A 25,323-nucleotide genomic window follows, 5' to 3' on the forward strand; every position below is an offset into this window, starting at 1 on the left:
GGTGGTCCAGGGCTCACTTTCGGCCATCCAGAGCGGGGCGGGTAGGGGCAGCCCTCACACCCCCGCCATCGCCGCCTTCACCTTCGCGATGAAGCCCGTCCGCTGCTCGGGCGTCGCCACGTTGAGGTGGTAGAGCGCGAGATAGCGGCGCTTCGCCTTGCGGCCCGTGAACCACCAGAGGTAGCGCATGACGATCTTCTTCGGCGGGTCGCCCATGTAGAGCGCGTACCAGAACGGGCGCCCATAGGTGACGATGCCGGTGATGGAGCGGATGTGGCCGAGCAGCGGCTTCACCGCCGCGGGATTCGAGATGTCGAAGCCCACGCCCGGCATGAACATGCGGTCGAAGAAGCCCTTGAGCATGGCCGGTGGGCCGAAGCTCCAGGTCGGAAACTGCACCACCAGCGCCTCGGCCGCCCGCAGCCGCGCGATCAGCGGTTCCAGCCCCTGCTGGTTGCGGCTTTCGTCGTGGTAGCGCCGCCGCCCGTCCTCGGACAGCACGGGATCGAAGCCCTCGGCATAGAGGTCGAGGAGATCGACGTCATGACCGGCCGCTGTCAGGGCGGCTAGGGCTTCGGCGCGGATCGCCGCATGGAAGCTCTCGGGGAGGGGGTGGCAGTAGAGGTAGAGCACGCGCATGGAGGCAACCGGCTGAGGAGATGATGGAACGGGGGCAGCAAGTCCCGTGCCTCAGCGCACCGGCACGAAGCTCTCCATCTTGCCGGGGTTGAGCAGGCCCATCGGATCGACCTGCGCCTTGAAGCCGAGCTGGTCCGCCTCGGCCCGCTTGTGGCGCGAGCCGCCCTCCAGCCCGAAGACGTGGGGATTGGCGACCATGACGCCGTGCTCCTCGTGCAGGCGGATGATCTCGAACAGCCGTTCGGGGCTCGTGTAGCGGACCACGGGTAGCGCCGAGCAGGTGACCCTGCCGCCGAAGCGGATGAATTCGAGATGCGGCAGCACCTCGCCCTCGAAGAGGGCCGCCATCTGCCGGACGCTCTCCTCCAGCCGGTCATGCGGATAGAGGAGCTGCAGATAGGTGATGGAGCGGTCGGTCTTCAGCCACTGCAGGGTGGTGTGGTTCCAGGCATATTCGTAGAGCGGCGTCTCGCCGGGCTCCTCCCGCGACGGCGCCCGATAGGTGAGGGTGCCCCGCCCGCCGAGGATCGCCTCGAAGCTCTCCATGAAGGGCTCGGCGATCATGCAGATGAGGATGGCCTTGCCCTCTGGGCAGGCGTCCTTCAGGGACACGAAATGGCCGGGGATCGGCCAGGCGATGGGCGTCACCAGCTTCTTCACCACCCCGTCGGCATGGGCGATGTCGCGGCCGGCGGCAAAGGCTTCGGCGAAACTGTCGAAGGCGACGATGACGTCGATCCAGGCCCAGGCGGGTGCCGTGGGCATTTCCAGCTCGGTGATGATGCCGGTGGTGCCGTAGGCGCGGTTGACCTTCTGCGCGGCATCCTGTCGCAGCTCGAGAATCCGCGGCTCCTCCTCCACGGTGACGACACGCGCCGCCAGGATGTTGCCGGGTTCGCGCAAACCCCCATAGGCCACCGAGCCGACGCCGCCCGATCCGCCGGCGACGAAGCCGCCGATGGTCGCCGTCCGCTTGGTGGAGGGATGCATCCTCAGTTCGTAGCCGTTCGGCCGCGTCTCCTGGTCGAGGGCGAGAATGTTGGTGCCGGCCCGGACCCGCACCGACCCCGGCTTCTGCCAGACCACACCGGTGAGCTCGGTCATCTCCAGGAGGACGCCGCCGGCGAGCGGCATGGCCTGCCCGTAATTGCCGGTGCCGCCGGCCCTGACCGTCAGGGGAATCCGCAGTTTGGCGCAGGCTGACGCCGTCCGGATCACGTCCGCCTCATCGCGGGGCCTGACGATGATGTCGGCGGCCACGTGCTTCAGCGCGTCCGCCAGGATCGGCGAGTACCAGAAGAAGTCACGCGAGCGTCGACGCACGATGGTCGGCTCGCGTTCGGTCGGCACATCGCCTAGCAGTCGGACCAGCGCGTCGACATCGACTGTGGCACGGGGCGGATGTCCCTCACTGATCATGGAATTCTCGTGTCTCTGGCCGGCTTCGCCCCGGCCTCTAGCCATTTTTCCCGCCGGAGTCATGCATCTTAATATCCAGCAAAAGTGCGCGTTAACGCAGCGGCAAGAAAATATGCAGCATGTTTCTGCGAAATCACTCGGAGTGTCTCGTGCAGATCAGGACCAAGCTGTTTTCCATTGTCGCCGGACTGACCGCCGCCTCCCTGGTCGTTGCCGGCGTCGCCATGTACGGCTTCCAGCGCTATCAGCAGGCCGTAGAAGCGAACCAGAAGACCGCGCGGGTGACCCAGCTTGCCGAGCGCGCCAACGGGCTCATCTATGCGGTCGTGATGGAATCGCGCGGCATCTACATGTCGGCGGAGAAGAGCGCCCTGGAGCGCTTCGCCGCCGGTCAGGACCGTGAACTCGCAAAGCTGAGGGAGGTCGTGACCGAATGGGCCGCCCTCGCCAGCCCCGAGGACGATGCGCTGAAGAGCCGCCTGCTGGAACAGGCGAACCACTTCATCCGCCTGCGCACCGAACTTGCCCAGGTCGGCCGCGCCAGCGGCAACGAGGCGGCCCGCGTCATCGGCGACAACGAGCCGAATCGCGCGACGCGCCAAAAGCTCAATGCCGAGATGGCAGCCTTCGCGCAGGCCAATGCCCGTCGCGTCGCGGCTCTTACCGCCGAGGTCGACGCCACCCGCCGGACCCTGACCTGGCTCATCGGCGCGATGATTGCGCTTGCCCTGACGGCCGGCCTTGCCGCCTTCTGGACCATCGTCACCGGTGTGACGCGTCCGCTCAACCGCCTGACCGGCGCCGTCGACGGCGTCGCCCAGGGGCGCACCGACGTCGAGGTCGGCGATACCGACCGCCCCGACGAGATCGGCGGCCTCGCCCGCTCGGTCCTTGTCTTCCGCGACAACGTCCGCGAGGTGGAGCGCCTCAAGGCGACCGAGGCGGAGCGCGAGGAGGAGGTCCGCGCCCAGCGGGTCCGCGAGATGGCGGCCCTGGCCGACGAATTTTCCGCCACCGTCCAGTCCGTCGTCCAGACCGTGACCCGGTCGGCCGAGGAGATCGTCGGCAATGCCAGCCGCGTCGGTGACGTCGCGCGCAATGTCGCCGAACTGGGGCAGACCGTGGCAGCGACCTCGGCCGGCGCCACCCAGAGCGTCGAGAGCGCCGCCAGTTCGGCCCAGGAACTCGCCTCCTCGATCGGCGAGATCTCCAGCCGCACGGCCCAGGCCCAGCACATCGCCGCCTCCGCCGTGCAGCAGGCGACCCGCACCGGCGAGATCGTGGCGACCCTCGCCACCTCCACCCAGAAGATCGGCGACGTCGTCGCCCTCATCAATGCCATCGCCGCGCAGACGAACCTGCTCGCCCTCAACGCCACCATCGAGGCGGCCCGCGCGGGTGAGGCCGGCAAGGGCTTCGCGGTGGTCGCCACCGAGGTGAAGAGCCTCGCCGCCCAGACCTCGAAGGCGACGGAGGAGATCGCCAGCCAGATCGGCGCCGTCCAGTCGGTCACCGCCGATGCGGTCTGCGCCATCGAGGCGATCAACAAGACGATAGGCGAGATCAACTCCGTGTCGTTCTCGATCATGGCCGCCGTCGAGGAACAGTCGGCCGTCACCAACGGCATTGCCGGCTCGGTCTCCGATGCTGCCGGCGGCACCCGCTCGGTCGAGACCGATATCAACCGCGTCACCCGCGCCGCCGACGAGACCGGCAAGGCCGCCAATGCCATGAACGACGCGGCCCGCCACCTCAAGCAGGGTTCGGTCGAGCTCGACCGGGCGGTGTCCGGCTTCCTCGGCCGTATCCGCGCCGCTTGATCGCCTCACCGTTTCCCCACCACGACAAAGCCCGGCGTCACCGCCGGGCTTTGTCGTTTCGTTCGGGTGGAACGGTCAGGCCGTCGCCAGCTTGCGGAACCTGTTGGAGCGCTTCGGGTGCCACCACTTGCCGGCGATCACCGTGCCCTCGGAGACGATCTTCCTGTCGCCGATCAGGTGCTCGCCCACCACGTCGACATAGTCGAACTTGCCCTCCTTGATGGAGAGGATGGTGGCGTCGCCCGCCGAACCGGGCTTCAGGCTGCCGAGCTCCGGGCGCTTCAGCGCCATGGCGGCGTTCACCGTCGACGCCGCGATGACGCGGTCGAGCGGCATGCCGAGGCAGAGGAACTTCGACAGGGTCGTCACCTGGTCGAAGGCCGGGCCCTCGATGCAGAGCGTGTGCACGTCGGAGGAGATGACGTCCGGCTCGAAGCCGTTCGCCAGCATGGCCCGCGTCGTCTTGAACGAGAACGAGCCCTTGCCATGACCGATGTCGAAGATGACGCCCTTCTTGCGGGCGGCGACGACCTCCGGCTTCACCGCGCCCTGGGCGGTGACCGGTGCATTGGGGAAGGGGCGGAAGGCGTGGGTCAGCACGTCGCCCGGACGCAGGCGGCCGATGACGTGCTCGTAGGAGGGCGGCGGATGGTCGATATGCGCCATCAGCGGCATGCCCACCTCGTTCGCCACCTGCAGCGCCATGTCGAGGGCCGCCTCGCCGTTGGTGCCGGAGGAATTGCGGCCGACGCGCACCTTGATGCCGACGATCAGGTCGCGGTTCTCGTCCGCCACCTTGGCGCAGTCCCAGGGGTTGAGATGGTCGATCTCGCGGCTCTCGCCGACCATCACGCGCTTGTCGAAGCCGTAGATGCCGGCATGGCTGACATGGAGATAGGCAAGGATACGAACCTGGCTCTTCTCGATGACGTGCTTGCGGAAGCCCATCCAGTTGCCGGGGCCCGCCGAGCCGGTGTCGATGGCGGTGGTGACGCCCGAGGTGCGGCAGAACTCTTCAGCGTCGATGCCGAGCGAGGTCCCGCCCCAATAGACGTGGGTGTGCAAGTCGATGAGACCGGGAGTGACGATATAGCCCGACACGTCGCGGATCTCGGTGCCGGGGCCGGGCTTCAGATCCTTGCCCACGGCGGCCACCTTGCCGCCGGTGAAGGCCACGTCGCGCACCCCGTCGATCTTCTGCGAGGGGTCGATCACGCGGCCGCCGCGCAGGATCAGGTCGAAAGTCATCAGATGCTCCGCTTGCTGCAAAGGCCGGTCTGGTGCATTGCGCGGCCCTTGTCCGGCGCGCACATTGCGCGCCGGAGCGCGGCTTGCCAACAGCCGTGACATGAGCCTTGCGGAGACCTCCCATGCCGGCCCGTCACTGGGGTGACCTGAAGACCACCGATTTCGACCGGCTCGATCCGGCGACCACCGTCGCCGTCCTTCCGCTGGCCGCAATCGAGCAGCACGGACCCCATCTGCCGGTCTCCACCGACACCTCCATCATGCAGGGCATGATCGAAACGGCCTTCCCGCTGGTCGGACCGAACGTCACCGCGCTCTTCCTCCCCATCGAGGCGGTCGCCAAGTCGAACGAGCACCTCCATTCGAAGGGCACCCTGACCCTCTCGGCCGAGACAGTGCTGAAGAGCTGGATCGAGATCGGCGAGAGCGTGAAGCGCGCCGGCATCGACAAGATCGTGCTGCTGACCTCCCACGGCGGCAATCTCGACCCCATGCGCGTCGTCGCCCGCGAACTGCGCATCCGCTTCCGCCAGCTCGCCGTGGTGACGAGCTGGACCGCCTTCGGCCGCCCGCCCGGCCTCTATGGCGACCTCGACATCAAGCACGGCATCCACGGCGGCGACGTCGAGACCTCCTTGATGCTGCACTTCCGCCCGGACCTCGTGGACATGAGCCGGGCGAAGCTTTTCGAACCCGTCATGGTGTCGATGGAGAAGGAGTTCGCCTATCTCCGGCCGACGCTGAACCACGCCTTCGGCTGGATGGCCCAGGACATCAACCCGGACGGCGCGGCGGGCGACGCCTCGCGCGCGACGGCGGAGAAGGGCAGGGCGACCGCCGCCTTCCAGGCGGCGGAATTCGTCAGATTGCTCGACGACATGGCGCGCTTCGACACCGGCCGGCTGTGGGCGCCGGCCTAGTCGATGATGTCGTCGGCCTCGGTCCGGCGCAGGTCGAAGGCGAAGACGCGGGTCGCGGACTCGCCTCTCAGGAGATCCAGTCCGAAGGCCTTCCAGCGCACGCCGCGCACCTGACCGCCCGGGAAGGTCATGACGAACTGGCCGGACAGCGCCTCGCTGGAGAGCAATGCGCCGCGCACGATCCCTTCGAGCCGATCGGACAGGCTGCCGACGAGCTCGATGACGTTCTGCCTGATCGCCATACGCCTGTCCCGCAGGTTGAGGCATTTGGCGAAGGCGGTGTTGCAGTTGAGGATCGTGCCGTCGCGGGCGAGGACGGCGATGCAACTGGTCGACTCGGCTATCATCGTCTCGAGGTTTGCCCGCATGGCGCCGACGACCGCGGCCTGCCGCCGTTCCTTCTCGCAGTTCCGGTAGAGGCCGACGACGACGGGATGGCCTGACAGCCATTTCAGGACGCAGACGGATTCGATCTGGCTACCGGCATGGTCGAGGTCGTCGAAACGGAAATGGTCCGGGCCAGCGCTGCCGGTGTCGATGGCCTGTTTCAGATGGGCGCGGAACTTGCCGGCATCCTCGTCATTGGCCTGCTTCAGGAGGTCCGTCAGCGTCGCCTTGATGACCACGGTGCGGTCGTTGGCATCGAGGGTCTCCCAGCGCACGCGCTCGGTCTTCAGGTCGATCGACCAGCTGTGGATGCGCAGCAGCCGGAGGAGTTCGCTCTCCCGCGGCGCGCCGCCGGGCTCGTCGGCAAACAGCGGCGGCGCCGCGATCTGGGGCAGTCCCGTGGTGGCAGTCGGCGACAGAAGCAGGGACATAACCGTGCCCTCTCTTTCAACCGATCATCCCAAAAATCCATAAAAAAAGCGAGAAAAGAGAAGGGAAACAGCGGCTTAACGATCAAGCTTGCCGCCGGTTAACGAACCGGACGGGCGGGGCGCCGCCCGGCGGTTTCACGCCCCCAGCGGCTTGACGTCCACGGCGACCGAGATGTCGTGGTCGCCCGCCGCGATCACCACGCCGCCATTGGGCGCCACGTCGACGAAGTCGCGGCCGATGGCGAGCACGATATGATCCTCGCCGACGATCAGGCCGTTGGTCGGATCGAGCCCCCACCATCCCAGCGCCGGCCCGCACCACAGCGACACCCAGGCGTGGGTGGCGTCGGCGCCTTCCAGCCGCGGCTGTCCGGCGGGCGGTATGGTGCGCAGGAAGCCGGAGACATAGGCCGCCGGCAGGCCGAGTCCGCGCAGGCCGGAGATCATGATGTGCGAGAAGTCCTGGCACACGCCCTTGCGCATGGCGAAGGCGCGCGCCGCGGGCGTCGAGGTGTCGGTGGCGCCGGGCGCATAGGTGAAGTCGGACTGGATGCGCTTCGCCAGGTCGAAGGCGGCCTCGAGGATCGGCCGTCCCGGCGGGAAGGAGGCACTGGCATAGGCGCGGATCGCCGGATCGCGCGGCACATAGGTCGAGGGAAACAGCGCATGGACCGGGGAAGCGGGCGACATGTCGGCGCTGGCGAAGGCGGTCTCGCGCACGCGCTCCCAGGGCGGGTCCATGCCGGGCAGGGGGCGGCTGAAGCCCGCCACCGTGATTTCGGCGCGCATCTCGATCTGCAGCGACCGGTGCGGCCGGTCGAAGTCGAGGAAAATCCGCCGGTTGCCGAAGAAATCGGTATCGTCGCGCCGCATGGCCGGCGCCGGGGTGATCTCGATGTCGCAGCGCGCCACCGTCTGCCCCGGCCGGTCCACCGGGACGATACGCAGCACGTGCTGGGCGAAGACCACCGGTCGCGCATAGGTGTAGTCGGTGACCTGGCGGACCTGGTAGCGCATCAGAACAGATCGCCGGCGGCTGGGCCGACGGGGGTCGCCCCGTCGCGGTGGGTGAAATAGCGCTCGGAGATCTCGTCGGAGATGGCCATCAGGCGCTGCTCGATGGCGAGGATCTGGCGGCTGTCGAGGGTGTGGGCATCGGCGGTCTGCAAGTCCACGCGCGCGCGCGCGATCAGCTTTTCCGGCACGTTCAGCCTCCCGTCGGAGACGTGGTCCGGCAGGTGGGCGAGGTGGTCGGCGATCCGCTCCACCTGGAAGGCGACCGAGCGGGGATTGTTCGGGTCGAGGATGATGAGGTCGAGCACCGGGGCGCGCGCCGCGATCATCACGTAGCGGCGCCGGTAGGTAATCTGGCTGTCGGCCAGCGCCAGCAAGAGGTCGAGACCGGCCGTGCCCGTCCGCTGGTCGGAGAAGTTGCGCCCGAACCGACAGATCGCCAGCGCCCGCTCGATGCGCTTGCCGATCTTCAGGAAGCGCCAGCCGATGAGCTGGTTCATGTTCTCCTGGGCGAGGCCGGAGAAGACCGCCGACAGCCGCAGGCCCGCCTCCACCCGGTCGATCGCCCCGGATTCGGGCTTCCGGCCGTCCTCGGCGAGGTGGACCATGTCGCCGATCGTCTTCCAGGCGTCGGGGGAGAAGCGGTCGCGGATGACGGAGGCGGCGTTGAGCGCGGCACGCGACAGCGACAGGAGCCCGCCGGGCCGGTCGCCGTGCAGCACGGCGGCCGCCACCGCCTGCGGGTCCGTCAGGCCGGTGTCCTTCGGCAGGGCTTCCCACGCAACCAGCAGGTCGACGAGCCGCTTCAACATGTCCGGACCGGTCGATTCGCCGCTGCCGACATGGTCGCCGAGGGCGCGCAGAAGCCGCAGCGTCGCTTCCGCGCGCTCCATGTAGCGGGCGAGCCAGAACAGGTTGTCGGCTGCGCGGCTCGGCAGCGAAGAAGTGGAGCGCCTGAGTTCGACCTTGTCGGGCGTCGGCAGCAGCGTCGTCTCCGCTACCGGCCCCTCCGCCAGCACGCAGACATCGGCCGAGCGGCCGTCGCGCTGCATCGTCACGGCGCGGGCGTCGATGCGATCGCCGATGCGGCAGAAGCCGCCGGGCATCACCTCCCAGCCGTCGCCCACCCGGGTGAGGAAGAGGCGCAGGATGAAGGGGCGGGGCTCCAGATAGCCGTCGTTCCACACCGGCATAGTCGAGAGCTTCACCACCTCCTGGGCGACGAAGTCGGAGCCGCGCAGGCGGATCTCCTCGGCGAGCCGCAACCGCTTGTCGGGTGGCAGGCTGGAGGCGAGCACCGCGCCCTCGTCGAGGAGGCCGGGAATGGTCTGGGTGAAGGCCGGCGCGATGACGAAGGAGTCGAGGTCGGCGATGACGGCACCGCGCTCGATCGGCTGGCCGCACCACCAGGTCGCGACGTGGGGAATGGCGAGGTCGCGCCCGAGCCGCGCCCGGGCAACGGAGGGCAGGAAGGCGAGCAGCGATCGCGCCTCCAGGACGCCCGAACCGAGGGCATTGGCGAGGGTCACCTTGCCGGAGCGGATGGCGTGGACGAGGCCGGCGACGCCGAGCTGCGAGCGCGGATTGAGCTCCAGCGGATCGGCGAAGTCGGCGTCGAGGCGGCGCCAGAGCATGTCCAGCTTCTTCAGCCCGGAAACGGTGCGCACGTAGAGCGTGTCGTCGCGCACGGTCAGATCGGCGCCCTCGGCGAGCAGGAAGCCGAGATAGCGGGCGAGGAAGGCGTGTTCGAAATAGGTCTCGTTGAGGGGGCCCGGCGTCAGCACGGCGACGCGCGAATCCGTCGCCGCCGCGTGGGAGGAAAATTCCGAGCGCAGCGCCTGGAAGAAGCCGGCGAGCCGCTCCACCGGCAGGTTGCGGTAGATCTCCGGCAGCGAGCGCGACATGGCGAGGCGGTTCTGCAAGGCGTAGCCGGCCCCCGAGGGTGCCTGCGCCCTGTCGCCGAGCACCCACCATCGCCCATCGGGGCCGCGGCCGACGTCGACGGCATAGTAGAGGAGGTGCGAGCCGCCGCGCGGCTTGGTGCCGACCAGCGGTCTCAGATAGTCCGGCGATCCCGCGATGGTGGCGCCGGGCACGAGGCCGTCGCTGACGAGCTCGGCCGGCCCGAGCAGGTCCTTCAGAACGAACTCGAGAAGCTCGGCCCGTTCCCGCAGGCCCTCCGAGAGCGCGCGCCATTCCTCCGGCGCGATGACCAACGGCAGATGCGCCAGCGGCCAGGCCCGCTCGCCGTTCTTCGGGTCATCGTAGACCCGGTAGAAGACGCCGGAATCGCGCATGTAGCGGTCGGCCCCCGCGAAGCGCTTTTCCAGCTCGCGCGGCCCGAGATCGGCGAGGGTGGCGAGCACCGGCTGCCAGTGCGCCCGCGGTTCGCCCCGCTCGTCCAGGATCTCGTCATAGACGCCGGGCACGGGCTGATAGCGGGCCAGCATCGCCAGGATGCGCTCGGCGCGGTTGTCGCTCGTGCGTTGGCTGCGGAACGTCATGGTTCCTCAATGCACCGGCGGGCGGCGCAGGTCGAGGGTCGCCGGAAACTCTCCCGAGCGTTCGGCCCGCGGCGGATCGATCAGGCCCGGGGTGTGGCCGTGATCCTGGAACCGGGCGCGGCGGCGCGCCTCGGCCTCGTAGGCGTTGACGGGGAAGGTGTCGTAGTTGCGCCCGCCGGGATGGGCGACGTGATAGACGCAGCCGCCCATGGACCGCCGGCTCCAGATGTCGACCACGTCGAAGGTCAGCGGCGCATGCACCGGAATGGTCGGATGCAGGCCCGAGGGCGGCTGCCAGGCCTTGAAGCGCACGCCGCCGACGAACTCGCCGCTGCGGCCGGTGGCGGTCAGCGGGACGGGACGGCCGTTGCAGGTGACCGTGTGCCGTTCCGGCTGGAGACCCATGAGCCGGACCTGCAGGCGCTCGACGGAGGAATCGACGAAGCGCACCGTGCCGCCGATCGCCCCTTCCTCGCCGAGCACGTGCCAGGGCTCCAGTGCCTGGCGGATTTCCATGCGGACGCCCGCGTGGTCCACCTGGCCGGCGAGGGGGAAGCGGAACTCGAACTGCGCCTCGAACCAGGCGGGGTCGAAGGCGTAGCCGGCGCGGCCGAGATCGCCGAGCACGCCGAGAAAATCCTCCCAGACGAAGTGCGGCAGCATGAACCTGTCGTGCAGGGCGGTGCCCCAGCGCACCAGCGGCCCGTCCTGCGGTTCCTTCCAGAACCAGGCGATAAGGGCGCGGATGAGGAGCTGCTGGGCGAGGCTCATCCGCGCGTCGGGCGGCATCTCGAAGCCGCGGAACTCGACGAGGCCGAGCCGTCCCGAGGGGCTGTCGGGAGAGAACAGCTTGTCGATGCACAGTTCCGTGCGGTGGGTATTGCCGGTGGAATCGACCAGCAGGTTGCGGAACAGGCGGTCCACCAGCCAAGGCGGCGGCGCTTCGCCCTCGCCGGGCTTCGGCACCATGCCCATGGCGATCTCGAGTTCGTAGAGCCCGTCGTGGCGGGCTTCGTCCACCCGCGGCGCCTGGCTGGTCGGGCCGATGAAGAGGCCGGAGAACAGGTAGGACAGGGAGGGATGGCGCTGCCAGTAGAGCACCAGGCTCTTCAGCAGGTCCGGCCGGCGCAGGAAGGGGGAATCGGCAGGCCTCGCGCCGCCCACCACCACGTGGTTGCCGCCGCCTGTGCCGGTATGGCGGCCGTCGAGCATGAACTTTTCCGTGCCGAGGCGGGCGAGCCGCGCCTCCTCGTAGAGCCCGCGCGTGATGGCGACGCATTCCCGCCAGGACGCGGCCGGATGCACGTTCACCTCGATCACGCCGGGATCGGGCGTCACCTTGATGACGTTGAGCCGCGGGTCCGTCGGCGGCGGATAACCTTCCACGTGGACGGTGAGGCCCAGTTCCTTGGCGGTGGCCTCGGTCGCGGTGAGGAGCTCCAGATAGTCCTCCAGCCGCTCGGTCGGCGGCATGAAGACGCAGAGCTTGCCGTCGCGCGGCTCGACGGCGAGCGCCGTGCGCACGGAATTGTCCTCAGTCAGCACCTGCTCGACCTGCTCGGCGCGGTCCGCCTCCCGCTCGCGCTCCACCGAGACGCGCTGCGCGATGCGTCCCTCGATGTCCTGCGGGTCTGGGAGATCGGACGGCACCGTCCACGGGTCGGCGGCGACCACATAGGGGTACGACGCCGGCGGCACATAGGGCAGGGAGGCCAGCGGCAGGCGGTAGCCGACCGGACTGTCGCCGGGGACGAGGAAGAGCTTCTCGCGCTTCAGCTTCCACTTCTCCGTCATCCAGTTGGACTTCGCCGGTGCCGCGTTCCAGCGCTGGATCGGCAGCACGTAGCCGGAGGGGTGTGTCAGGCCGCGTTCGAAGACGCGGGCGATGCGGGCGCGGGCCTCGGCATCCTCGAGCTTGGAATCCAGCGCATCCACGTTGACCGGAAGCTCCGCCTCCTTGATCACCCAGTGCGCCGGGTCCTCATAGGCCGGCAGCGCCGCCTCGCCGTCGAGGCCGAGCTTCTCGGCGATGCCCGCGGCGAGCGCCCCGGCGCCGTCGATCGTCGCCGTGGTCGGCCCGTCCTCGCGCGCGATCAGGCTCTCGTCGCGCCAGACCGGCTTGCCGTCGCGCCGCCAGTAGAGGGCGAAGGTCCAGCGCGGCAGGCTCTCGCCGGGATACCACTTGCCCTGGCCGTAATGCAGGAAGCCGCCGGGTGCGAAAGTGTCGCGCAGCCGGCGGATCAGGGCGTCGGCGCGCTCGCGCTTGGTCGGGCCGACGGCGGCGGTGTTCCACTCCTCGCCCTCGTAGTCGTCGATGGAGATGAAGGTCGGCTCGCCGCCCATGGTGAGCCGCACGTCGGCCGCCGCGAGATCGGCGTCGACCCGGTCGCCGAGCGCGTCGAGCCGCTCCCAGGCCTCGTCCGAGAAGGGCGCGGTGACGCGCGGCCGCTCGTCGATGCGGTCCACCCGCATGTCGAAGGCGAACGAGACTTCCGCCGGGTCCACGGCCCCCGAGATCGGCGCCGCCGAGCGATAGTGCGGCGTCGCCGCCAGCGGAATGTGGCCTTCGCCGCAGAGCAGGCCCGAGGTCGGGTCGAGGCCGATCCAGCCGGCACCGGGGATGTAGATCTCGGTCCAGGCATGCAGGTCGGTGAAGTCCTTGTCGGTTCCCGACGGGCCGTCGAGGGCCTGCAGGTCGGGCTTGAGCTGGATGAGGTAGCCGGAGACGAACCGGGCGGCGAGCCCGAGGCGCCGCGCCAATTGGACGAGCAGCCAGGCCGAATCGCGGCACGAGCCCGAAGCATTCTCCAGCGTCTCGTCGGGGGTCTGCACCCCCGGCTCCATCCGCACGATGTACCGGATGTCCTGCTGGAGCTTCTGGTTGAGGGCCACCAGAAAGTCGATGGTCTGCTTCGGCTCGCGCGACAGGCCGGCGAGGTAAGTCTCGAAGGCGGCATCGCCCTGTTCGGTGACGAGATAGGGCGCCAGTTCCTCCGCCAGCGCCGGCGCATAGGCGAAGGGGAAGGTCTCCGCATAGGCCTCGATGAAGAAATCGAAGGGGTTGACGACCGCCATCTCGGCGACGAGGTCGACGGTCACCGAGAACTCGGTCGCCTTCTCGGGGAAGACGAAGCGCGCCAGCCAGTTGCCGTGCGGGTCCTGCTGCCAGTTCACGAAATGCTGCTCGGGCACGACCTTCAGCGAATAGCTCGGGATGGTCGTGCGGCTGTGCGGCGCCGGGCGCAGGCGGATCACTTGCGGGCCCAGCGTGACCGGACGGTCGTAGAGATAGCGCGTGACGTGATGCAGCTTCGCGAGAATGGCCATGGCAACGATGGGTAAAGGGTGACGACCGGCCGGTCAAAGCCTGAGATGGCCCGGCGGATCGGGAGGCAAGCAAGGACCGCGCCGCCGTCATTCCTCCGGCGGGCTTCCCACCCGGGGCGAAGCGACCCATAACCTCGGCGCTGGAGAACCCGTGATGCCGCTGACCATTCCCCATGCCGACGACCATGCCGACCTCAGGGAGGCCGTCCGCGACCTCTGCGGGCGCTACGACGACGCCTATTGGCGCAGGATCGACGAGGAACGGGGCTATCCGGAAGCCTTCACCGAGGAATTGACGAAGGCCGGCTGGCTCGCCGCGCTGATCCCGGCCGAATATGGCGGCTCAGGCCTCGGGCTGACGGAAGCCTCCATCATCATGGAGGAGATCAACCGGTCCGGGGGCAATTCCGGCGCCGTCCATGGTCAGATGTACAATATGGGCACGATCCTGCGCGGCGGCTCCGACGAGCAGAAGGCGCGCTATCTGCCCATGATCGCGGCGGGCGAGCTGCGCCTGCAGACCATGGCGGTGACCGAGCCGACCACCGGCACTGACACGACGAAGCTGAAGACCACGGCGGTCCGCAAGGGCGACCGCTGGGTCGTCAACGGCCAGAAGGTCTGGACCAGCCGCGTCCAGCATTCCGACCTCATGGTGCTCCTCGCCCGCACCACGCCTCTCGACCAGGTGCGCAAGAAGTCGGAGGGGCTGTCGGTCTTCCTCGTCGACCTGCGCGAGGCGATCGGCAAGGGCATGACCGTCCGGCCGATCCGCAACATGGTCAACCACGAGACCAACGAGGTCTTCTTCGACGATCTGGAAATCCCCGCGGAGAACCTGATCGGCGAGGAGGGCAGGGGCTTCAAGACGATTCTCTCCGGCCTCAACGCCGAGCGCACCCTCATCGCGGCGGAGTGCATCGGCGACGGCTACTGGTTCATCGACCGGGCGAAGAAATACGGCGCCGAGCGAATCGTCTTCGACCGCCCCATCGCGCAGAACCAGGGCATCCAGTTCCCCATCGCCCGCGCCTATGTGAACATCCGTGCCGCCGACCTCATGCGCTTCCAGGCCGCCGCCCTCTGCGATGCCGGCCAGGACTTCGGCGCCGAGGCCAACATGGCCAAGCTGCTGGCGGCCGACGCCTCCTTCGAGGCGGCCAACGCCTGTATCCAGACCCACGGCGGCTTCGGCTTCGCGGCGGACTACGACGTCGAGCGAAAGTTCCGCGAGACGCGACTCTACCAGGTGGCGCCGATCTCCACCAATCTCATCCTCGCCTATGTCGGCGAGCACGTGCTGGGCATGCCCCGCTCATATTAGCCCTGCACGGAAAAGATTGCGCATTCCGATCCTTCGGCCTTGACGCGGTCGGCCTTTTACGGCCTTCGATGGGTGCACACCCTCGCCGGGGACGACTGTGCAACTTTACCTCCCGATTGCAGAATTGCCCGTCAACATGCTCCTCATCCTGGGCATGGGGCTGGCGATCGGTTTCATCTCCGGCATGTTCGGCGTCGGTGGCGGGTTCCTGCTGACGCCGCTGCTGATCTTCATCGGCATCCCTCCCGCCATCGCGGTCGCCAGCGTCTCCGGCCAGATCGCCGCCTCCTCGCTGTCGGGCACGCTGAGCTACTGGCGCAAGAACGCGGTGGACCCGAAGCTCGTCGGCGTCCTGCTCATAGGCAGCGCCGTCGGCACGGCGACCGGTGTCGCCGCCTTCGCCTATCTCAGGCGCGAGGGTCAGCTCGACCTCTTCATCGCCCTGTCCTACGTCACGCTGCTCAGCGGCATCGGCCTGCTCATGGTCATCGAGAGCGGCCGGGCCATCGCCCGCTCGCGCTCCGGCGAGCCGCCGAAACTGCCGCCGGCGCGCGACCGGCGGGTGGGCACGGCGCTGCCCTTCGTCATGCACTTCCCGCGCTCGCGCATCACCGTCTCGGCCCTGCCCATCGTCGCCATCGGCCTCGGCATCGGCTTTCTCGGGTCCATCATGGGTATCGGCGGCGGCTTCCTGCTGGTGCCGGCGCTGGTCTATCTCCTGCGCGTGTCGACCGCCGTCGTCATCGGCACGTCGAGCCTTCAGACCCTCATCACCATGCTGATGGCGGTGGTCTTCCACGCCGTCACCAACGGCTCGGTCGACGTCGTGCTCGCCCTGCTGCTGATGATCGGCGGCGTCGTCGGCGCCCAGTTCGGCGCCCGCACCTCGCTCGCCATGAAGGGCGAGGAACTGCGCCTGCTCCTCGGCCTCGTCGTTCTCGCGGTCGGCATGCGGTTCCTCATCGACCTCGTCGTGCGCCCCGACGACCCCTTCACCAACACGGTGATGGAATGGGTGGCACGGGTATGAGGCGGCTCCTCCTCGTCCTCTCCGCCCTCCTGTGGGTCTCGCCCGCCGCGGCCGAGACCATGATCACCTCGCTCTCGACGCACCGGCTGCAGATCACCTCGAACTTCACCGGGTCCGAAATCGTCCTGTTCGGCGCCATCGAGCGCGACGCCCAGACCATTTCCCGCCCGGGCGGCTACGACATGGCCGTCATCGTCCGCGGCCCCCGCGCCATGATGGTCACCCGCCAGAAGACCCGCGTCTTCGGCATCTGGGTGAACACCGACGCGCGCGAATTCGTCGAGGTGCCGTCCTTCTACGCGCTGCTCTCCAACAAGCCGGCCGCCGAACTCGCCGATCTCGAACTGCGTGCCCGCCAGCAGATCGGCGTCGACGCCATCACCGCCATCACCCCGCGCCTCGGCACCAATCCCGGCGCCACCCCCACCTTCCGCGAGGCGCTCCTGCGCATCAACCGCGCCAAGGGCCTCTACCGCGAGAACCCGACGGGCGTCACCTTCCTGACGCCCAACCTCTTCCGCGCCAACATTCCCGTCGTCCCCAACACGCCCGTCGGCTCCTTCGACGTCGACATCTTCCTGATGTCCGGCGGTGTCATCCTCGCCCGCGAGAGCACCAATTTCGAGGTGGCGAAGACCGGCTTCGAGGCCTTCGTCGCCAATGCCGCCCGCGACAACGGCGTTCTCTACGGCCTGGCGGCGGCGGTGCTGGCGCTGTTCACCGGTTGGGCGGCGAGCGTCGTGTTCCGGCGCGACTGAATGCGAAGGCGGGAATCTGTCCGTGGGTGACGACATCGATGCCGGCTGGAACGAAGGATGGCTCGGTGCCGTCTTCCTCTATGGCGCCGGCGCGCTGCTGGCAGTGGCCCTCGCCACCGGCGGCGGTCTCGGCTGGTCGGGCGCGGCGGGAGCCGGCCTCGCCCTCGTCGCCGCCGGCACCCTGGTGCGCCGCCGTCCACGGGTCCGTGCGCCGCTCGAAGACGAGGTTCTGGCGCGCCGCGCCGCCCGCCTGACCGACCTCACCGTCGAGGGCCTGATGGCGGCCCTGCCGGTGCCCGCCATCCTGTTGGACACCAAGCTGGTCGTTCGCACCCACAATGCCAGGGCCGCGACGCTCCTGCCGGCCCTGCGCCGCGGCGAGCCGCTCACCCTGTCGCTGAGGGCGCCGGAAGTGGTCGAAGTGGTGCGCCGGGCGCTCGCCAGCAACAGCCCGCAGGTCATCGACTATGCCGAGCGGGTGCCCGTCGCCCGCTGGTTCAGCGTCGAGGCCACGCCAGTCGTCGTCACGCCGGAGGCGCGCGACGGCGGCCGGGCCGACTTCATCCTCCTGTCGCTGCGCGACCTCACGGAGGAACGCCGGCTCGAACAGCTCCGCGCCGATTTCGTCGCCAATGCCAGCCACGAACTGCGCACGCCGCTCGCCTCCGTCGTCGGCTTCATCGAGACGATCCAGGGGCCCGCCCGCAACGATCCGGAGGCGCGCGACCGCTTCCTCGGCATCATGCTGTCCCAGGCGCGCCGCATGTCGCGCCTCATCGACGACCTGCTCTCGCTGTCGCGCGTGGAGCTCAACGAGCACGTCCGGCCCGGCGCGGTGGTCGATCTCGTCCAGCTCCTGCGCCACGTCCGCGACACGCTCGGCCCCTTCGCGAAGGCCCAGGGCGTCACGGTCGAGATCGACGCGCGCGCCGCCGCCCTGCCGGTCCTCGGCGACAACGACGAGCTCATCCGGCTCTTCGAGAACCTCGTCCAGAACGCCATCAAATATGGCGCGGAGGGCAAGCGGGTGGAGATCACTCTCGACCGAGAGGCGCGCGACGGCCGCACCGCCGAAGCGGTGGTCGGCGTCCGCGACCACGGGCCCGGGATTCCCGCCGAGCACCTGCCGCGCCTCACCGAGCGCTTCTACCGGGTGGACGTCGCCTCCAGCCGCGACAAGGGCGGCACCGGCCTCGGCCTCGCGCTGGTCAAGCACATCCTCAACCGCCATCGCGGGCGGCTCGCCATCGAGAGCGTGCAGGGGGAGGGGGCGACCTTCACCGTGCGCATCGAGGCGGTGGACACCGACGGAGCGGCGGATCTGCCCGCCGCGGCCGGCCCGTGATACAGCCATGGCGGTCGGAATCGCCCGGCCGTTCTGTCGCAACCCCGACAACCCGTTGAAACAACGAGGCGATCGGTGTCATTGATGCGTCACCTGACGGGCATAGAACCGTCGCGGCGCAGGGCTATTGAACAACTCCCCGTCGCCCCTCGCAGGAGCCTGCCATGACCGAACACACCGTGAGCGCCTATGAGAACGAACTCAGGGGCCTCGCGCAGCGCGTGGCCGAGATGGGCGGGCTCACGGAGAAGCAGATCGTCGGCAGCATCGATTCGCTGATCCGCAGCGATCTCGACCTCGCCCGCCAGGTCCGCGCCGTCGACCCGCAGATCGATGCGCTGCAGCGGGAGATCGAGGAGGTCGGCATCCTCGTCATCGCCAAGCGCCAGCCCATGGCCATCGACCTGCGCGAGATCGTCGGCGCGCTGCGCATCGCCTCCGACCTGGAGCGCATCGCCGACCTCGCCAAGAACATCGCCAAGCGCGTCATCGCCATGAACGGCACGCTGCCGCTGGCCAAGGTGACGGGCGGCTTCGACGCCATGGCCCGCCTCGCCCTGGAGCGCGTCAAGCGCGTGCTCGACGCCTATGCCCAGCGCGACGTGGACGCGGCGCTGGACGTCTGGAAGGCCGACGGCGACATCGACGCCCTCTACAACTCGCTGTTCCGCGAACTCCTGACCTACATGCTCGAGGATCCGCGCAACATCGGCTCCTGCACGCACCTCCTGTTCTGCGCCAAGAACCTCGAGCGCATCGGCGACCACGCCACCAACATCGCCGAGACCATCCACTACATGGTGAAGGGCGTTCCGCTTGCCGACGAGCGGCCCAAGCTCGACACCACGACCATGGCCGCGGTCGGGCTCTGATCGCGGATACCGGCACGACGGGGAATCAATCCATGACCGCACGCATTCTGGTGGTCGAGGACGAGGAGCCGATCACGGTTCTTCTGCGCTACAATCTCGAGGCCGAGGGCTATCAGGTCGAGGTCGTCGGCCGCGGCGACGAGGCCGAGGTCCGGCTGCGCGAGGCGGTTCCCGACCTCGTCCTGCTCGACTGGATGCTGCCCGGCCTCTCCGGCATCGAGCTGTGCCGCCGCATCCGCCTGCGGGCCGAGACCGAACGGCTGCCGGTGATCATGCTCACCGCCCGCGGCGAGGAGGGTGAACGGGTGAGGGGCCTCGCCATCGGCGCCGACGACTACGTGGTGAAACCCTTCTCCGTGCCGGAACTGCTGGCGCGCGTCAGGGCGCTGCTGCGCCGGGCCAAGCCCGAGCACCTGTCGAGCCTCCTCAAGTCCGGCGACATCGAACTCGACCGCGAGACGCGCCGCGTCCATCGCGCCGGCCGGGAGATCAATCTCGGGCCGACCGAGTTCCGCCTGCTGGAATTCCTGATGCAGTCGCCCGGCCGCGTCTATACCCGCGAGCAGCTCCTGGACGGCGTCTGGGGCCGCGACGTCTATATCGACGAGCGCACCGTGGACGTTCACATCGGCCGCCTGCGCAAGGCGGTGAAGCGTGGCCGCGAGGCCGATCCCATCCGCACGGTGCGCGGCTCCGGCTATTCCTTCAACGAGCGTTTCGCCGGCGCGGCGGCCTGAGCGCCGTCACGCCTCCAGGCTCTCCTTCAACAACTCCAGCTCCAGCCAGCGGTCCTCCGCCGCCGTGAGTTCGCCCTGCGCCTTGGCCATCGCCGCGCTTGCCCGGTCGAAGGCGGCGCGGTCGCGCTGAAACAGGCCGGTGTCGGCGAGGATCGTCTGGAGCTTGGCGATGTCGCGCTGCAGGGCCTCCATCCGGGCCGGCAGCGTGTCGAGGTCGTGCTTGTCCTTGAAGGACATCTTGCGCCGCGCCGGTTCCGCCTGCGGCGCGGCCTTGGCGGCCGCCGACGGCGCCTCGCCCCGCGCCGGCTTCGCCACCGTCCGCGCCTCCACCCCGGCGCCGCGCTGGTTGACCATATCCGTATAGCCGCCGGCATATTCGACCCAGCGCCCGTTGCCCTCGCTGACGAGGACCGAGGTGCAGACCCGGTCGAGGAAGTCGCGATCGTGCGAGACCAGGATCACCGTTCCCGGGAAGTCGGTCAGCATCTCCTGAAGGAGATCGAGCGTCTCAAGGTCCAGATCGTTGGTCGGCTCGTCCAGCACCAGCACGTTGGCAGGTGATGCCAGCGCCCGCGCCAGCAGCAGGCGGCCGCGCTCGCCGCCCGAGAGCACGCCGACGGGTGTGCCCTTCTGTTCGGGGGAGAACAGGAAGTCCTTCATGTAGCCGATGACGTGGCGGTTCTCGCCGTTGATCGTCACGTAGTCGCCGCGCCCGCGCGTCAGCGCCTCCGTCAGCGGCATGGCGGGGTCGAGGGCCTCGCGCTTCTGGTCGAGCGTCGCCATGGCGAGGTTGGTGCCGAGGTCGATGGTGCCGCCGTCGGGGGACAGCGTCCCGGTGAGGAGCTGGACGAGGGTGGTCTTGCCGGCCCCGTTCGGCCCGACGATGCCGAGCCGGTCGCCGCGCAGCACGCGGATGGTGAGATCCTCGACGATCGGCCGGTCGCCGTAGCGCTTGGAGACGTGGCGGGCCTCCACCACGCGCTTGCCCGATACCTCCGCCTCGCTCACCGTCATCGACACGGTGCCGACCGCCTTGCGGTGCTCGCGGAAATCCTTGCGCAGCCCCTGGAGATTGGCGAGCCGGCGCACGTTGCGCTTGCGCCGGGCGGAGACACCGTAGCGCAGCCAGTGCTCCTCGCGGGCGATCTGCCGGTCGAGCTTGTGCTGGTCCTTCTCCTCCTGCTCCAGAACCTCGTCGCGCCAGGCCTCGAAATGGGCGAAGCCCTTGTCCAGCCGGCGCGTGGTGCCGCGATCGAGCCAGATCGTCGCCCGCGACAGGGTCTCGAGAAAGCGCCGGTCATGGCTGATCATGACGATGGCGCTGGAGAGCCGCTTCAGGGTCGCCTCCAGCCATTCGATGGCCGGTAGGTCGAGATGGTTGGTCGGCTCGTCGAGGATGAGGATGTCAGGTTCGGGCGCGATGGCGTGGGCGAGTGCCGCGCGCTTGGCCTCGCCGCCCGAGAGGGAGGTCGTGCCCTCCTCGCCGGTGAGGCCGAGGTCCTGAAGCAGCATCCGGGCGCGGTAGGGATCGTCGCTCGGCCCGAGGCCGCTCTCCACATAGGCGAGCGTCGTCGGAAAGGCGGAGAGGTCCGGCTCCTGCAGCAGGTAGCGGATCGTGGCGCCGGGCTGGGCGAAGCGGCTGCCGCCGTCGGCCTCGATCAGCCCCGCGGCGATCTTCAGGAGCGTCGACTTGCCCGAGCCGTTGCGGCCGACGAGGGCCAGCCGGTCGCCCGCCTCCACCGACAGGGCGGCGGCGGTGAGCAGCGGCGTGCCGCCGAAGGTGAGGGCGATGTCTTGGAGTTGCAGGAGCGGAGGAGCCATGGCGCGCCGTCTAGCATCCTTGCGCGTCCCGTGCACGCTGGAGCCTGACGATTCTGCCGCCGGACCCCGCCCATGCGCATGCTGGTCATCTACTGCCATCCCTGTCCCGAGAGCTTCACGGCCGCCATCCGCGACCGTGCCCTGGCGGCGCTGGCCGCGGCCGGCCACGAAATCCGGCTGATCGACCTCTACGGCGAGGGCTTCGACCCGGTGATGGGGGGCGAGGAGCGGCGCCGCTACCACGAGCGAGGGGCCAACGAGACCCCTGTCGCGGCCCACCTCGACGCCCTGCGTTGGGCCGAGGGGCTGCTCTTCGTCTATCCGACCTGGTGGTACGGCCTGCCGGCCATGCTCAAGGGCTGGCTCGACCGTGTCTGGATCCCGCACGCCACCTTCACAATGCCGGAAGCCGGCAAGCCCATCGGCCGGGTGCTGACCAACATCCGCTTCATCGGCGCGGTGTCGACCCTCGGCTCGCCATGGTGGTGGTGGCGCCTCGTCATGTCGGAGCCCGGCCGCCGGACGTTGCTCAGGGGCCTGAGGCCGCTGGTGAACCCGCGCTGCCGGACGCTGTGGCTCGCCCTGCACGGCATCGACGGGGCGACGCCGGCGCAGCGGACGGATTTTCTGGAGAAGGTCGAGCGCCGCTTGGCGGCACTCCGCTGAGCCTCAGTCGAACAGGCTCGACACGCTCTCTTCGCTGGCCGTCCGGGCGATGGCCTCGCCGATGAGGCTGGCGATGGACAGGGTGCGGATGTTGCGGGCGACGCGAACGGCTTCCGTCGGCTGGATGGAATCGGTGATCACCAGTTCCTTCAGCTTCGAGGCGGTGATGCGGGCGACCGCGCCGCCCGACAGCACGCCGTGGGTGATGTAGGCCGAGACATCCTTGGCGCCGCGCGCCAGCAGCGCCTCGGCGGCATTCACCAGCGTGCCGCCGGAATCGACGATGTCGTCGACGAGAATGCAGCTCTTGCCCTCGACGTCGCCGATGACGTTCATCACCTCGCTCTCGCCCGGCCGCTCGCGGCGCTTGTCGACGATGGCGAGCAGGGCGTCGATGCGCTTGGCCAGCGCGCGGGCGCGCACCACGCCGCCGACGTCGGGCGAGACCACCATCACGTCCTGGATGCTGCGGGTCTCGCGGATGTCCTTGGCCAGCAGCGGCGCTGCGAAGAGGTTGTCGGTCGGGATGTCGAAGAAGCCCTGGATCTGCCCGGCATGCAGGTCCAGCGTCATGACGCGGTCGGCGCCGGCGCGGGTGATGAGGTTGGCGACGAGCTTGGCGGAGATCGGCGTGCGCGAGCCGGAGCGGCGGTCCTGGCGGGCATAGCCGAAATAGGGGATCACCGCGGTGATGCGCTTGGCCGAGGAGCGGCGCAGCGCGTCGCAGATGATCAGCAGCTCCATCAGGTGGTCGTTGGTCGGAAACGACGTCGACTGGACGATGTAGACGTCCTCGCCGCGCACGTTCTCCTGGATCTCGACGAAAATCTCCATGTCCGCGAAGCGGCGGACCGACGCCTTGGCCGGCGGCGTGTTCAGATAGGCCCCGATCGCCTCGGCGAGCGGCCGGTTCGAATTGCCGGAAACGATCTTGATCCCGGGTTTGCGCGACATTGGAAAGGTTCTCGGGGCGGCAAGGGTGCGGCCCTCATAGCAACCGATCCCCCGCGCCACAATGCCGCGCGGCCTGCCAGCACGACTGAATCAACAGGCTGTGACGGTGGCGCGACGAAGAAGTCACCTCTTCGTCCCGCACTGCGATACGCCGGAGGCCGGTGTCAGCCCGACAGCGCGATGCCGGCGATGTGGCGGCCATAGTCCGGCTCCTTGCGGTGGGTGGTTCGCCGGTAGGAGTAGAAGCGGGTCTCGTCCGCATAGGTGTCGAGGCCGAGATCGTCGATCGCGGCGATGCCCGCCGCCTGCAGCCGGTGGGCGATGAAGCCGGGCAGGTCGAACTGGGCATGGCCCGGCCGCCCCGCCGCGAAGAACCGCTCGTAGCTCTCGTCCGCGACGCGGAACTGGTCGACGAAGGCCTGGGACACCTCGTAGCTCGGCTGGCGGATGAGCGGGCCGATGGCGGCGTGGATGCGGGCGCGGTCGGCGCCGAGCCCTTCCATGGCGGCGACGGTGGCTTCCAGCACGCCGCCGACGGCGCCCTTCCATCCGGCATGGGCGGCTCCGACCACGCCGGCTTGCGGGTCGGCGAAGAGCACCGGGCCGCAATCGGCGGCGGCGACGCCGCAGGCGATGCCCGGAACCTTCGTCACCACCGCATCGGCGCGCGGCCGGTCGCCGCCATCGTGCGGCGTCTCGGCGACGATCACCTGGGGCGAGTGGATCTGGAAGCAGGAGATCAGGGCGTTTTCGGCGACGCCGAGCGTCTCCGCCATGCGCCGCCGGTTCTCGCGCACCCTGGCACCGTCGTCGTTGGAGCCGAGCCCGGCATTGAGCGAGGCGTAGAGCCCTTCCGACACACCGCCCTCGCGGGTGAAGAAGGCGTGGCGGATGCCGGGCAGGGCGGCGAGGGCAGGGGAGGTGACGAACATGAGGCAAAGCGAAATCTGCTTCGCCCGCCGCTGTCAATCGGCGGCCCTCAGGCGGCCTCGTCTCCCGTCAGCCCGTGCTTCCAGTAGCCGACCGCCATGCACCTGGCGCGGTCGAGGCCCTTCTCGTCGCGCCAATAGGTGCGGATGCGGCGGGCGATCGCCTCTTCCGCGCCGAGCCAGCAGACGACGTCGTCGTGGTCCGGCAGCGCTGCCGCCATCACCGCATCGGCCAGCAGATCGTTGCGGCCGGGCTCGCGCCCCCGCCTGAACAGCCAGAGCAGGGTCACCCCCGCGGGATGGGAGAGGTCCTGCACCTCGGCCTCGTTCTCCACCTCGATCAGGGCCTGGCCGGACGTCTGCGCCGGCAACCGCTCGAGGATCCGCGCCATGGCGGGAATGGCGGTCTCGTCGCCGGCGAGCAGCACATGGGCCGCCGGCCGCATCTCCCGGCCGCCGGGACCCATGACGCCGATCACCGCCCCGGCCCGCGCCGAGGCTGCCCAGTCGGACGCGACGCCCGGCGCCGCGTGCAGGACGAAGTCGATGTCCATCTCGCCCGCCGCGGCGTCGATGCGGCGCATCGTATAGACCCGCTGAACCGGGCGGCGCTCCTCCGGCGGCCAGAGCGGCCGGCCGTTCTTGCCCGGCTTCGGCCATTCCGGCGGATGGACGCCGGCGGGGGGGAAGAGCAGGCGCACGTGCAGGCTGTCGCCCTCGAAACGCCTGAGGTCCTTGCCCGTGAAGGTGATGCGACGCACTTGCGGTGTCACGTCGGCGACCCGCAGCACCGTCAGTTCCCGCAGGCTGGGCAGGACGTCGACGTCGCAGCCGTCGCCGGTCCAGACCACCTCCGGCTTCTCCGCCGCCGCGACCTCCTCGATCTGGCTGCTGAGGACGAATTTCAGCACCGAGAGCCCCTGTTCGGTGCGCGATTCCAGCCTGACGTGCAGCCGGTCGGCCCCAGCTTCCAGGGTTCCGGTCCCCAGTCCGTCGACCAGTTGAATCCGCCCCCGGCCGGCCGCCGCCTCGGTTTCGAAATCGGCCTCTGCGAGCCGGGCGCAGACCGCCGCGACATAGGACTGGCCGGATGTGGTGGGAATGGTGGCCTCGGCCTTCAGCATCGTCATGGGTCCAACCTCTGGGCGCGGCGGGAGCGGCTGGCTGGCGGAAGTCAC

General features: G+C 69.1%; 20 protein-coding genes. 9 read left to right on the top strand and 11 right to left on the bottom strand.

The genetic code is table 11. The features are described from left to right. Window positions 1–54: 54 nt before the first annotated feature. Window positions 55–639 carry an NAD(P)H-dependent oxidoreductase gene (locus C6569_RS06660; protein ID WP_106748105.1) on the bottom strand — a complete coding sequence of 195 codons (585 nt, stop codon included), beginning with the start codon at window positions 637–639 and terminating at the stop codon, window positions 55–57. Window positions 640–690: 51 nt separating this feature from the next. Continuing rightward, window positions 691–2,058 carry an FAD-binding oxidoreductase gene (locus tag C6569_RS06665; protein ID WP_106748106.1) on the bottom strand — a complete coding sequence of 456 codons (1,368 nt, stop codon included), beginning with the start codon at window positions 2,056–2,058 and terminating at the stop codon, window positions 691–693. Between the two features lie 149 nt (window positions 2,059–2,207). On the opposite strand from C6569_RS06665, the gene C6569_RS06670 reads away from it, so the two are divergent. Next, window positions 2,208–3,878: a methyl-accepting chemotaxis protein gene (locus C6569_RS06670; protein WP_181313936.1), complete on the top strand. Its 1,671-nt coding sequence runs from the start codon at window positions 2,208–2,210 to the stop codon at window positions 3,876–3,878. Between the two features lie 75 nt (window positions 3,879–3,953). Here C6569_RS06670 and C6569_RS06675 read toward each other — a convergent pair whose 3' ends face one another. Next, a complete protein-coding gene (locus C6569_RS06675; protein WP_106748108.1) occupies window positions 3,954–5,126 on the bottom strand; it encodes an amidohydrolase/deacetylase family metallohydrolase in 1,173 nt (390 codons plus the stop codon). Window positions 5,127–5,248: 122 nt separating this feature from the next. On the opposite strand from C6569_RS06675, the gene C6569_RS06680 reads away from it, so the two are divergent. Further along, window positions 5,249–6,046: a creatininase family protein gene (locus C6569_RS06680; protein WP_106748109.1), complete on the top strand. Its 798-nt coding sequence runs from the start codon at window positions 5,249–5,251 to the stop codon at window positions 6,044–6,046. Here the strand turns inward: C6569_RS06680 and C6569_RS06685 are convergent. From C6569_RS06685 to C6569_RS06700, 4 genes are all read right to left on the bottom strand, one after another. Further along, the gene (locus tag C6569_RS06685; RefSeq protein WP_106748110.1) at window positions 6,043–6,864 is read right to left on the bottom strand and encodes a hypothetical protein; all 822 of its coding nucleotides are present in this window, start codon (window positions 6,862–6,864) and stop codon (window positions 6,043–6,045) included. The two genes, C6569_RS06680 and C6569_RS06685, sit on opposite strands and share 4 nt — an antisense overlap. Before the next feature lie 135 nt (window positions 6,865–6,999). Then, window positions 7,000–7,881 carry a transglutaminase family protein gene (locus C6569_RS06690; protein ID WP_106748111.1) on the bottom strand — a complete coding sequence of 294 codons (882 nt, stop codon included), beginning with the start codon at window positions 7,879–7,881 and terminating at the stop codon, window positions 7,000–7,002. Then, window positions 7,881–10,382 carry a circularly permuted type 2 ATP-grasp protein gene (locus C6569_RS06695; protein WP_106748112.1) on the bottom strand — a complete coding sequence of 834 codons (2,502 nt, stop codon included), beginning with the start codon at window positions 10,380–10,382 and terminating at the stop codon, window positions 7,881–7,883. Before C6569_RS06695 ends, C6569_RS06690 begins: the two co-directional genes overlap by 1 nt. A 6-nt stretch (window positions 10,383–10,388) precedes the next feature. Then, window positions 10,389–13,709, bottom strand: coding sequence for a transglutaminase family protein (locus C6569_RS06700; protein WP_106748113.1), 3,321 nt, complete (start codon window positions 13,707–13,709; stop codon window positions 10,389–10,391). Window positions 13,710–13,863: 154 nt separating this feature from the next. On the opposite strand from C6569_RS06700, the gene C6569_RS06705 reads away from it, so the two are divergent. The 6 genes from C6569_RS06705 to phoB all read left to right on the top strand — a co-directional run bounded on the left by C6569_RS06705 (window position 13,864) and on the right by phoB (window position 19,775). Further along, complete coding sequence (locus C6569_RS06705) at window positions 13,864–15,033, top strand: acyl-CoA dehydrogenase family protein (RefSeq protein ID WP_106748114.1); 1,170 nt, start codon at window positions 13,864–13,866, stop codon at window positions 15,031–15,033. 97 nt (window positions 15,034–15,130) lie between these two features. Next, complete coding sequence (locus tag C6569_RS06710) at window positions 15,131–16,063, top strand: sulfite exporter TauE/SafE family protein (protein ID WP_181313937.1); 933 nt, start codon at window positions 15,131–15,133, stop codon at window positions 16,061–16,063. Further along, window positions 16,060–16,821, top strand: coding sequence for a TIGR02186 family protein (locus C6569_RS06715; RefSeq protein ID WP_245898260.1), 762 nt, complete (start codon window positions 16,060–16,062; stop codon window positions 16,819–16,821). Before C6569_RS06710 ends, C6569_RS06715 begins: the two co-directional genes overlap by 4 nt. A gap of 22 nt (window positions 16,822–16,843) precedes the next feature. After that, window positions 16,844–18,166, top strand: a complete 1,323-nt coding sequence (locus C6569_RS06720; protein WP_245898261.1) for an ATP-binding protein — start codon at window positions 16,844–16,846, stop codon at window positions 18,164–18,166. A gap of 164 nt (window positions 18,167–18,330) precedes the next feature. Beyond that, window positions 18,331–19,038, top strand: coding sequence for a phosphate signaling complex protein PhoU (phoU, locus tag C6569_RS06725; RefSeq protein ID WP_106748117.1), 708 nt, complete (start codon window positions 18,331–18,333; stop codon window positions 19,036–19,038). Window positions 19,039–19,070: 32 nt separating this feature from the next. Beyond that, window positions 19,071–19,775, top strand: coding sequence for a phosphate regulon transcriptional regulator PhoB (gene phoB, locus C6569_RS06730; protein WP_106748118.1), 705 nt, complete (start codon window positions 19,071–19,073; stop codon window positions 19,773–19,775). A 6-nt stretch (window positions 19,776–19,781) separates the two neighbouring features. Here the strand turns inward: phoB and C6569_RS06735 are convergent, their stop codons facing one another. After that, window positions 19,782–21,596 (bottom strand): ABC-F family ATP-binding cassette domain-containing protein, encoded by a 1,815-nt coding sequence (locus C6569_RS06735; protein ID WP_106748119.1) that lies wholly within the window; start codon window positions 21,594–21,596, stop codon window positions 19,782–19,784. Window positions 21,597–21,668: 72 nt separating this feature from the next. Between C6569_RS06735 and C6569_RS06740 the strand changes: the two genes are divergently transcribed. Continuing rightward, entirely contained in the window at window positions 21,669–22,262 is a 594-nt protein-coding gene (locus C6569_RS06740; protein ID WP_106748120.1) for an NAD(P)H-dependent oxidoreductase, read from the top strand. Between the two features lie 3 nt (window positions 22,263–22,265). On the opposite strand, the gene C6569_RS06745 is transcribed toward C6569_RS06740, so the two are convergent. From C6569_RS06745 to C6569_RS06755, 3 genes are all read right to left on the bottom strand, one after another. Next, window positions 22,266–23,216: a ribose-phosphate pyrophosphokinase gene (locus C6569_RS06745; RefSeq protein ID WP_106748121.1), complete on the bottom strand. Its 951-nt coding sequence runs from the start codon at window positions 23,214–23,216 to the stop codon at window positions 22,266–22,268. Between the two features lie 164 nt (window positions 23,217–23,380). Next, window positions 23,381–24,148: a peptidoglycan editing factor PgeF gene (pgeF, locus tag C6569_RS06750; protein WP_106748122.1), complete on the bottom strand. Its 768-nt coding sequence runs from the start codon at window positions 24,146–24,148 to the stop codon at window positions 23,381–23,383. A 47-nt stretch (window positions 24,149–24,195) separates the two neighbouring features. Next, window positions 24,196–25,275: a siderophore-interacting protein gene (locus C6569_RS06755; RefSeq protein WP_106748123.1), complete on the bottom strand. Its 1,080-nt coding sequence runs from the start codon at window positions 25,273–25,275 to the stop codon at window positions 24,196–24,198. Window positions 25,276–25,323 lie beyond the last annotated feature (48 nt).

The organism is Phreatobacter cathodiphilus, assembly GCF_003008515.1.
Lineage (GTDB): Bacteria > Pseudomonadota > Alphaproteobacteria > Rhizobiales > Phreatobacteraceae > Phreatobacter > Phreatobacter cathodiphilus.

Coding starts and splice junctions, on each gene's coding strand:
- C6569_RS06660 (WP_106748105.1), bottom strand. CDS start 639: ATGCGCGTGCTCTACCTCTACTGCCACCCCCTCCCCGAGAGCTTCCAT.
- C6569_RS06665 (WP_106748106.1), bottom strand. CDS start 2,058: ATGATCAGTGAGGGACATCCGCCCCGTGCCACAGTCGATGTCGACGCG.
- C6569_RS06675 (WP_106748108.1), bottom strand. CDS start 5,126: ATGACTTTCGACCTGATCCTGCGCGGCGGCCGCGTGATCGACCCCTCG.
- C6569_RS06680 (WP_106748109.1), top strand. CDS start 5,249: ATGCCGGCCCGTCACTGGGGTGACCTGAAGACCACCGATTTCGACCGG.
- C6569_RS06685 (WP_106748110.1), bottom strand. CDS start 6,864: ATGTCCCTGCTTCTGTCGCCGACTGCCACCACGGGACTGCCCCAGATC.
- C6569_RS06690 (WP_106748111.1), bottom strand. CDS start 7,881: ATGCGCTACCAGGTCCGCCAGGTCACCGACTACACCTATGCGCGACCG.
- C6569_RS06695 (WP_106748112.1), bottom strand. CDS start 10,382: ATGACGTTCCGCAGCCAACGCACGAGCGACAACCGCGCCGAGCGCATC.
- C6569_RS06700 (WP_106748113.1), bottom strand. CDS start 13,709: ATGGCCATTCTCGCGAAGCTGCATCACGTCACGCGCTATCTCTACGAC.
- C6569_RS06705 (WP_106748114.1), top strand. CDS start 13,864: ATGCCGCTGACCATTCCCCATGCCGACGACCATGCCGACCTCAGGGAG.
- C6569_RS06715 (WP_245898260.1), top strand. CDS start 16,060: ATGAGGCGGCTCCTCCTCGTCCTCTCCGCCCTCCTGTGGGTCTCGCCC.
- phoU (WP_106748117.1), top strand. CDS start 18,331: ATGACCGAACACACCGTGAGCGCCTATGAGAACGAACTCAGGGGCCTC.
- phoB (WP_106748118.1), top strand. CDS start 19,071: ATGACCGCACGCATTCTGGTGGTCGAGGACGAGGAGCCGATCACGGTT.
- C6569_RS06735 (WP_106748119.1), bottom strand. CDS start 21,596: ATGGCTCCTCCGCTCCTGCAACTCCAAGACATCGCCCTCACCTTCGGC.
- C6569_RS06740 (WP_106748120.1), top strand. CDS start 21,669: ATGCGCATGCTGGTCATCTACTGCCATCCCTGTCCCGAGAGCTTCACG.
- C6569_RS06745 (WP_106748121.1), bottom strand. CDS start 23,216: ATGTCGCGCAAACCCGGGATCAAGATCGTTTCCGGCAATTCGAACCGG.
- pgeF (WP_106748122.1), bottom strand. CDS start 24,148: ATGTTCGTCACCTCCCCTGCCCTCGCCGCCCTGCCCGGCATCCGCCAC.
- C6569_RS06755 (WP_106748123.1), bottom strand. CDS start 25,275: ATGACGATGCTGAAGGCCGAGGCCACCATTCCCACCACATCCGGCCAG.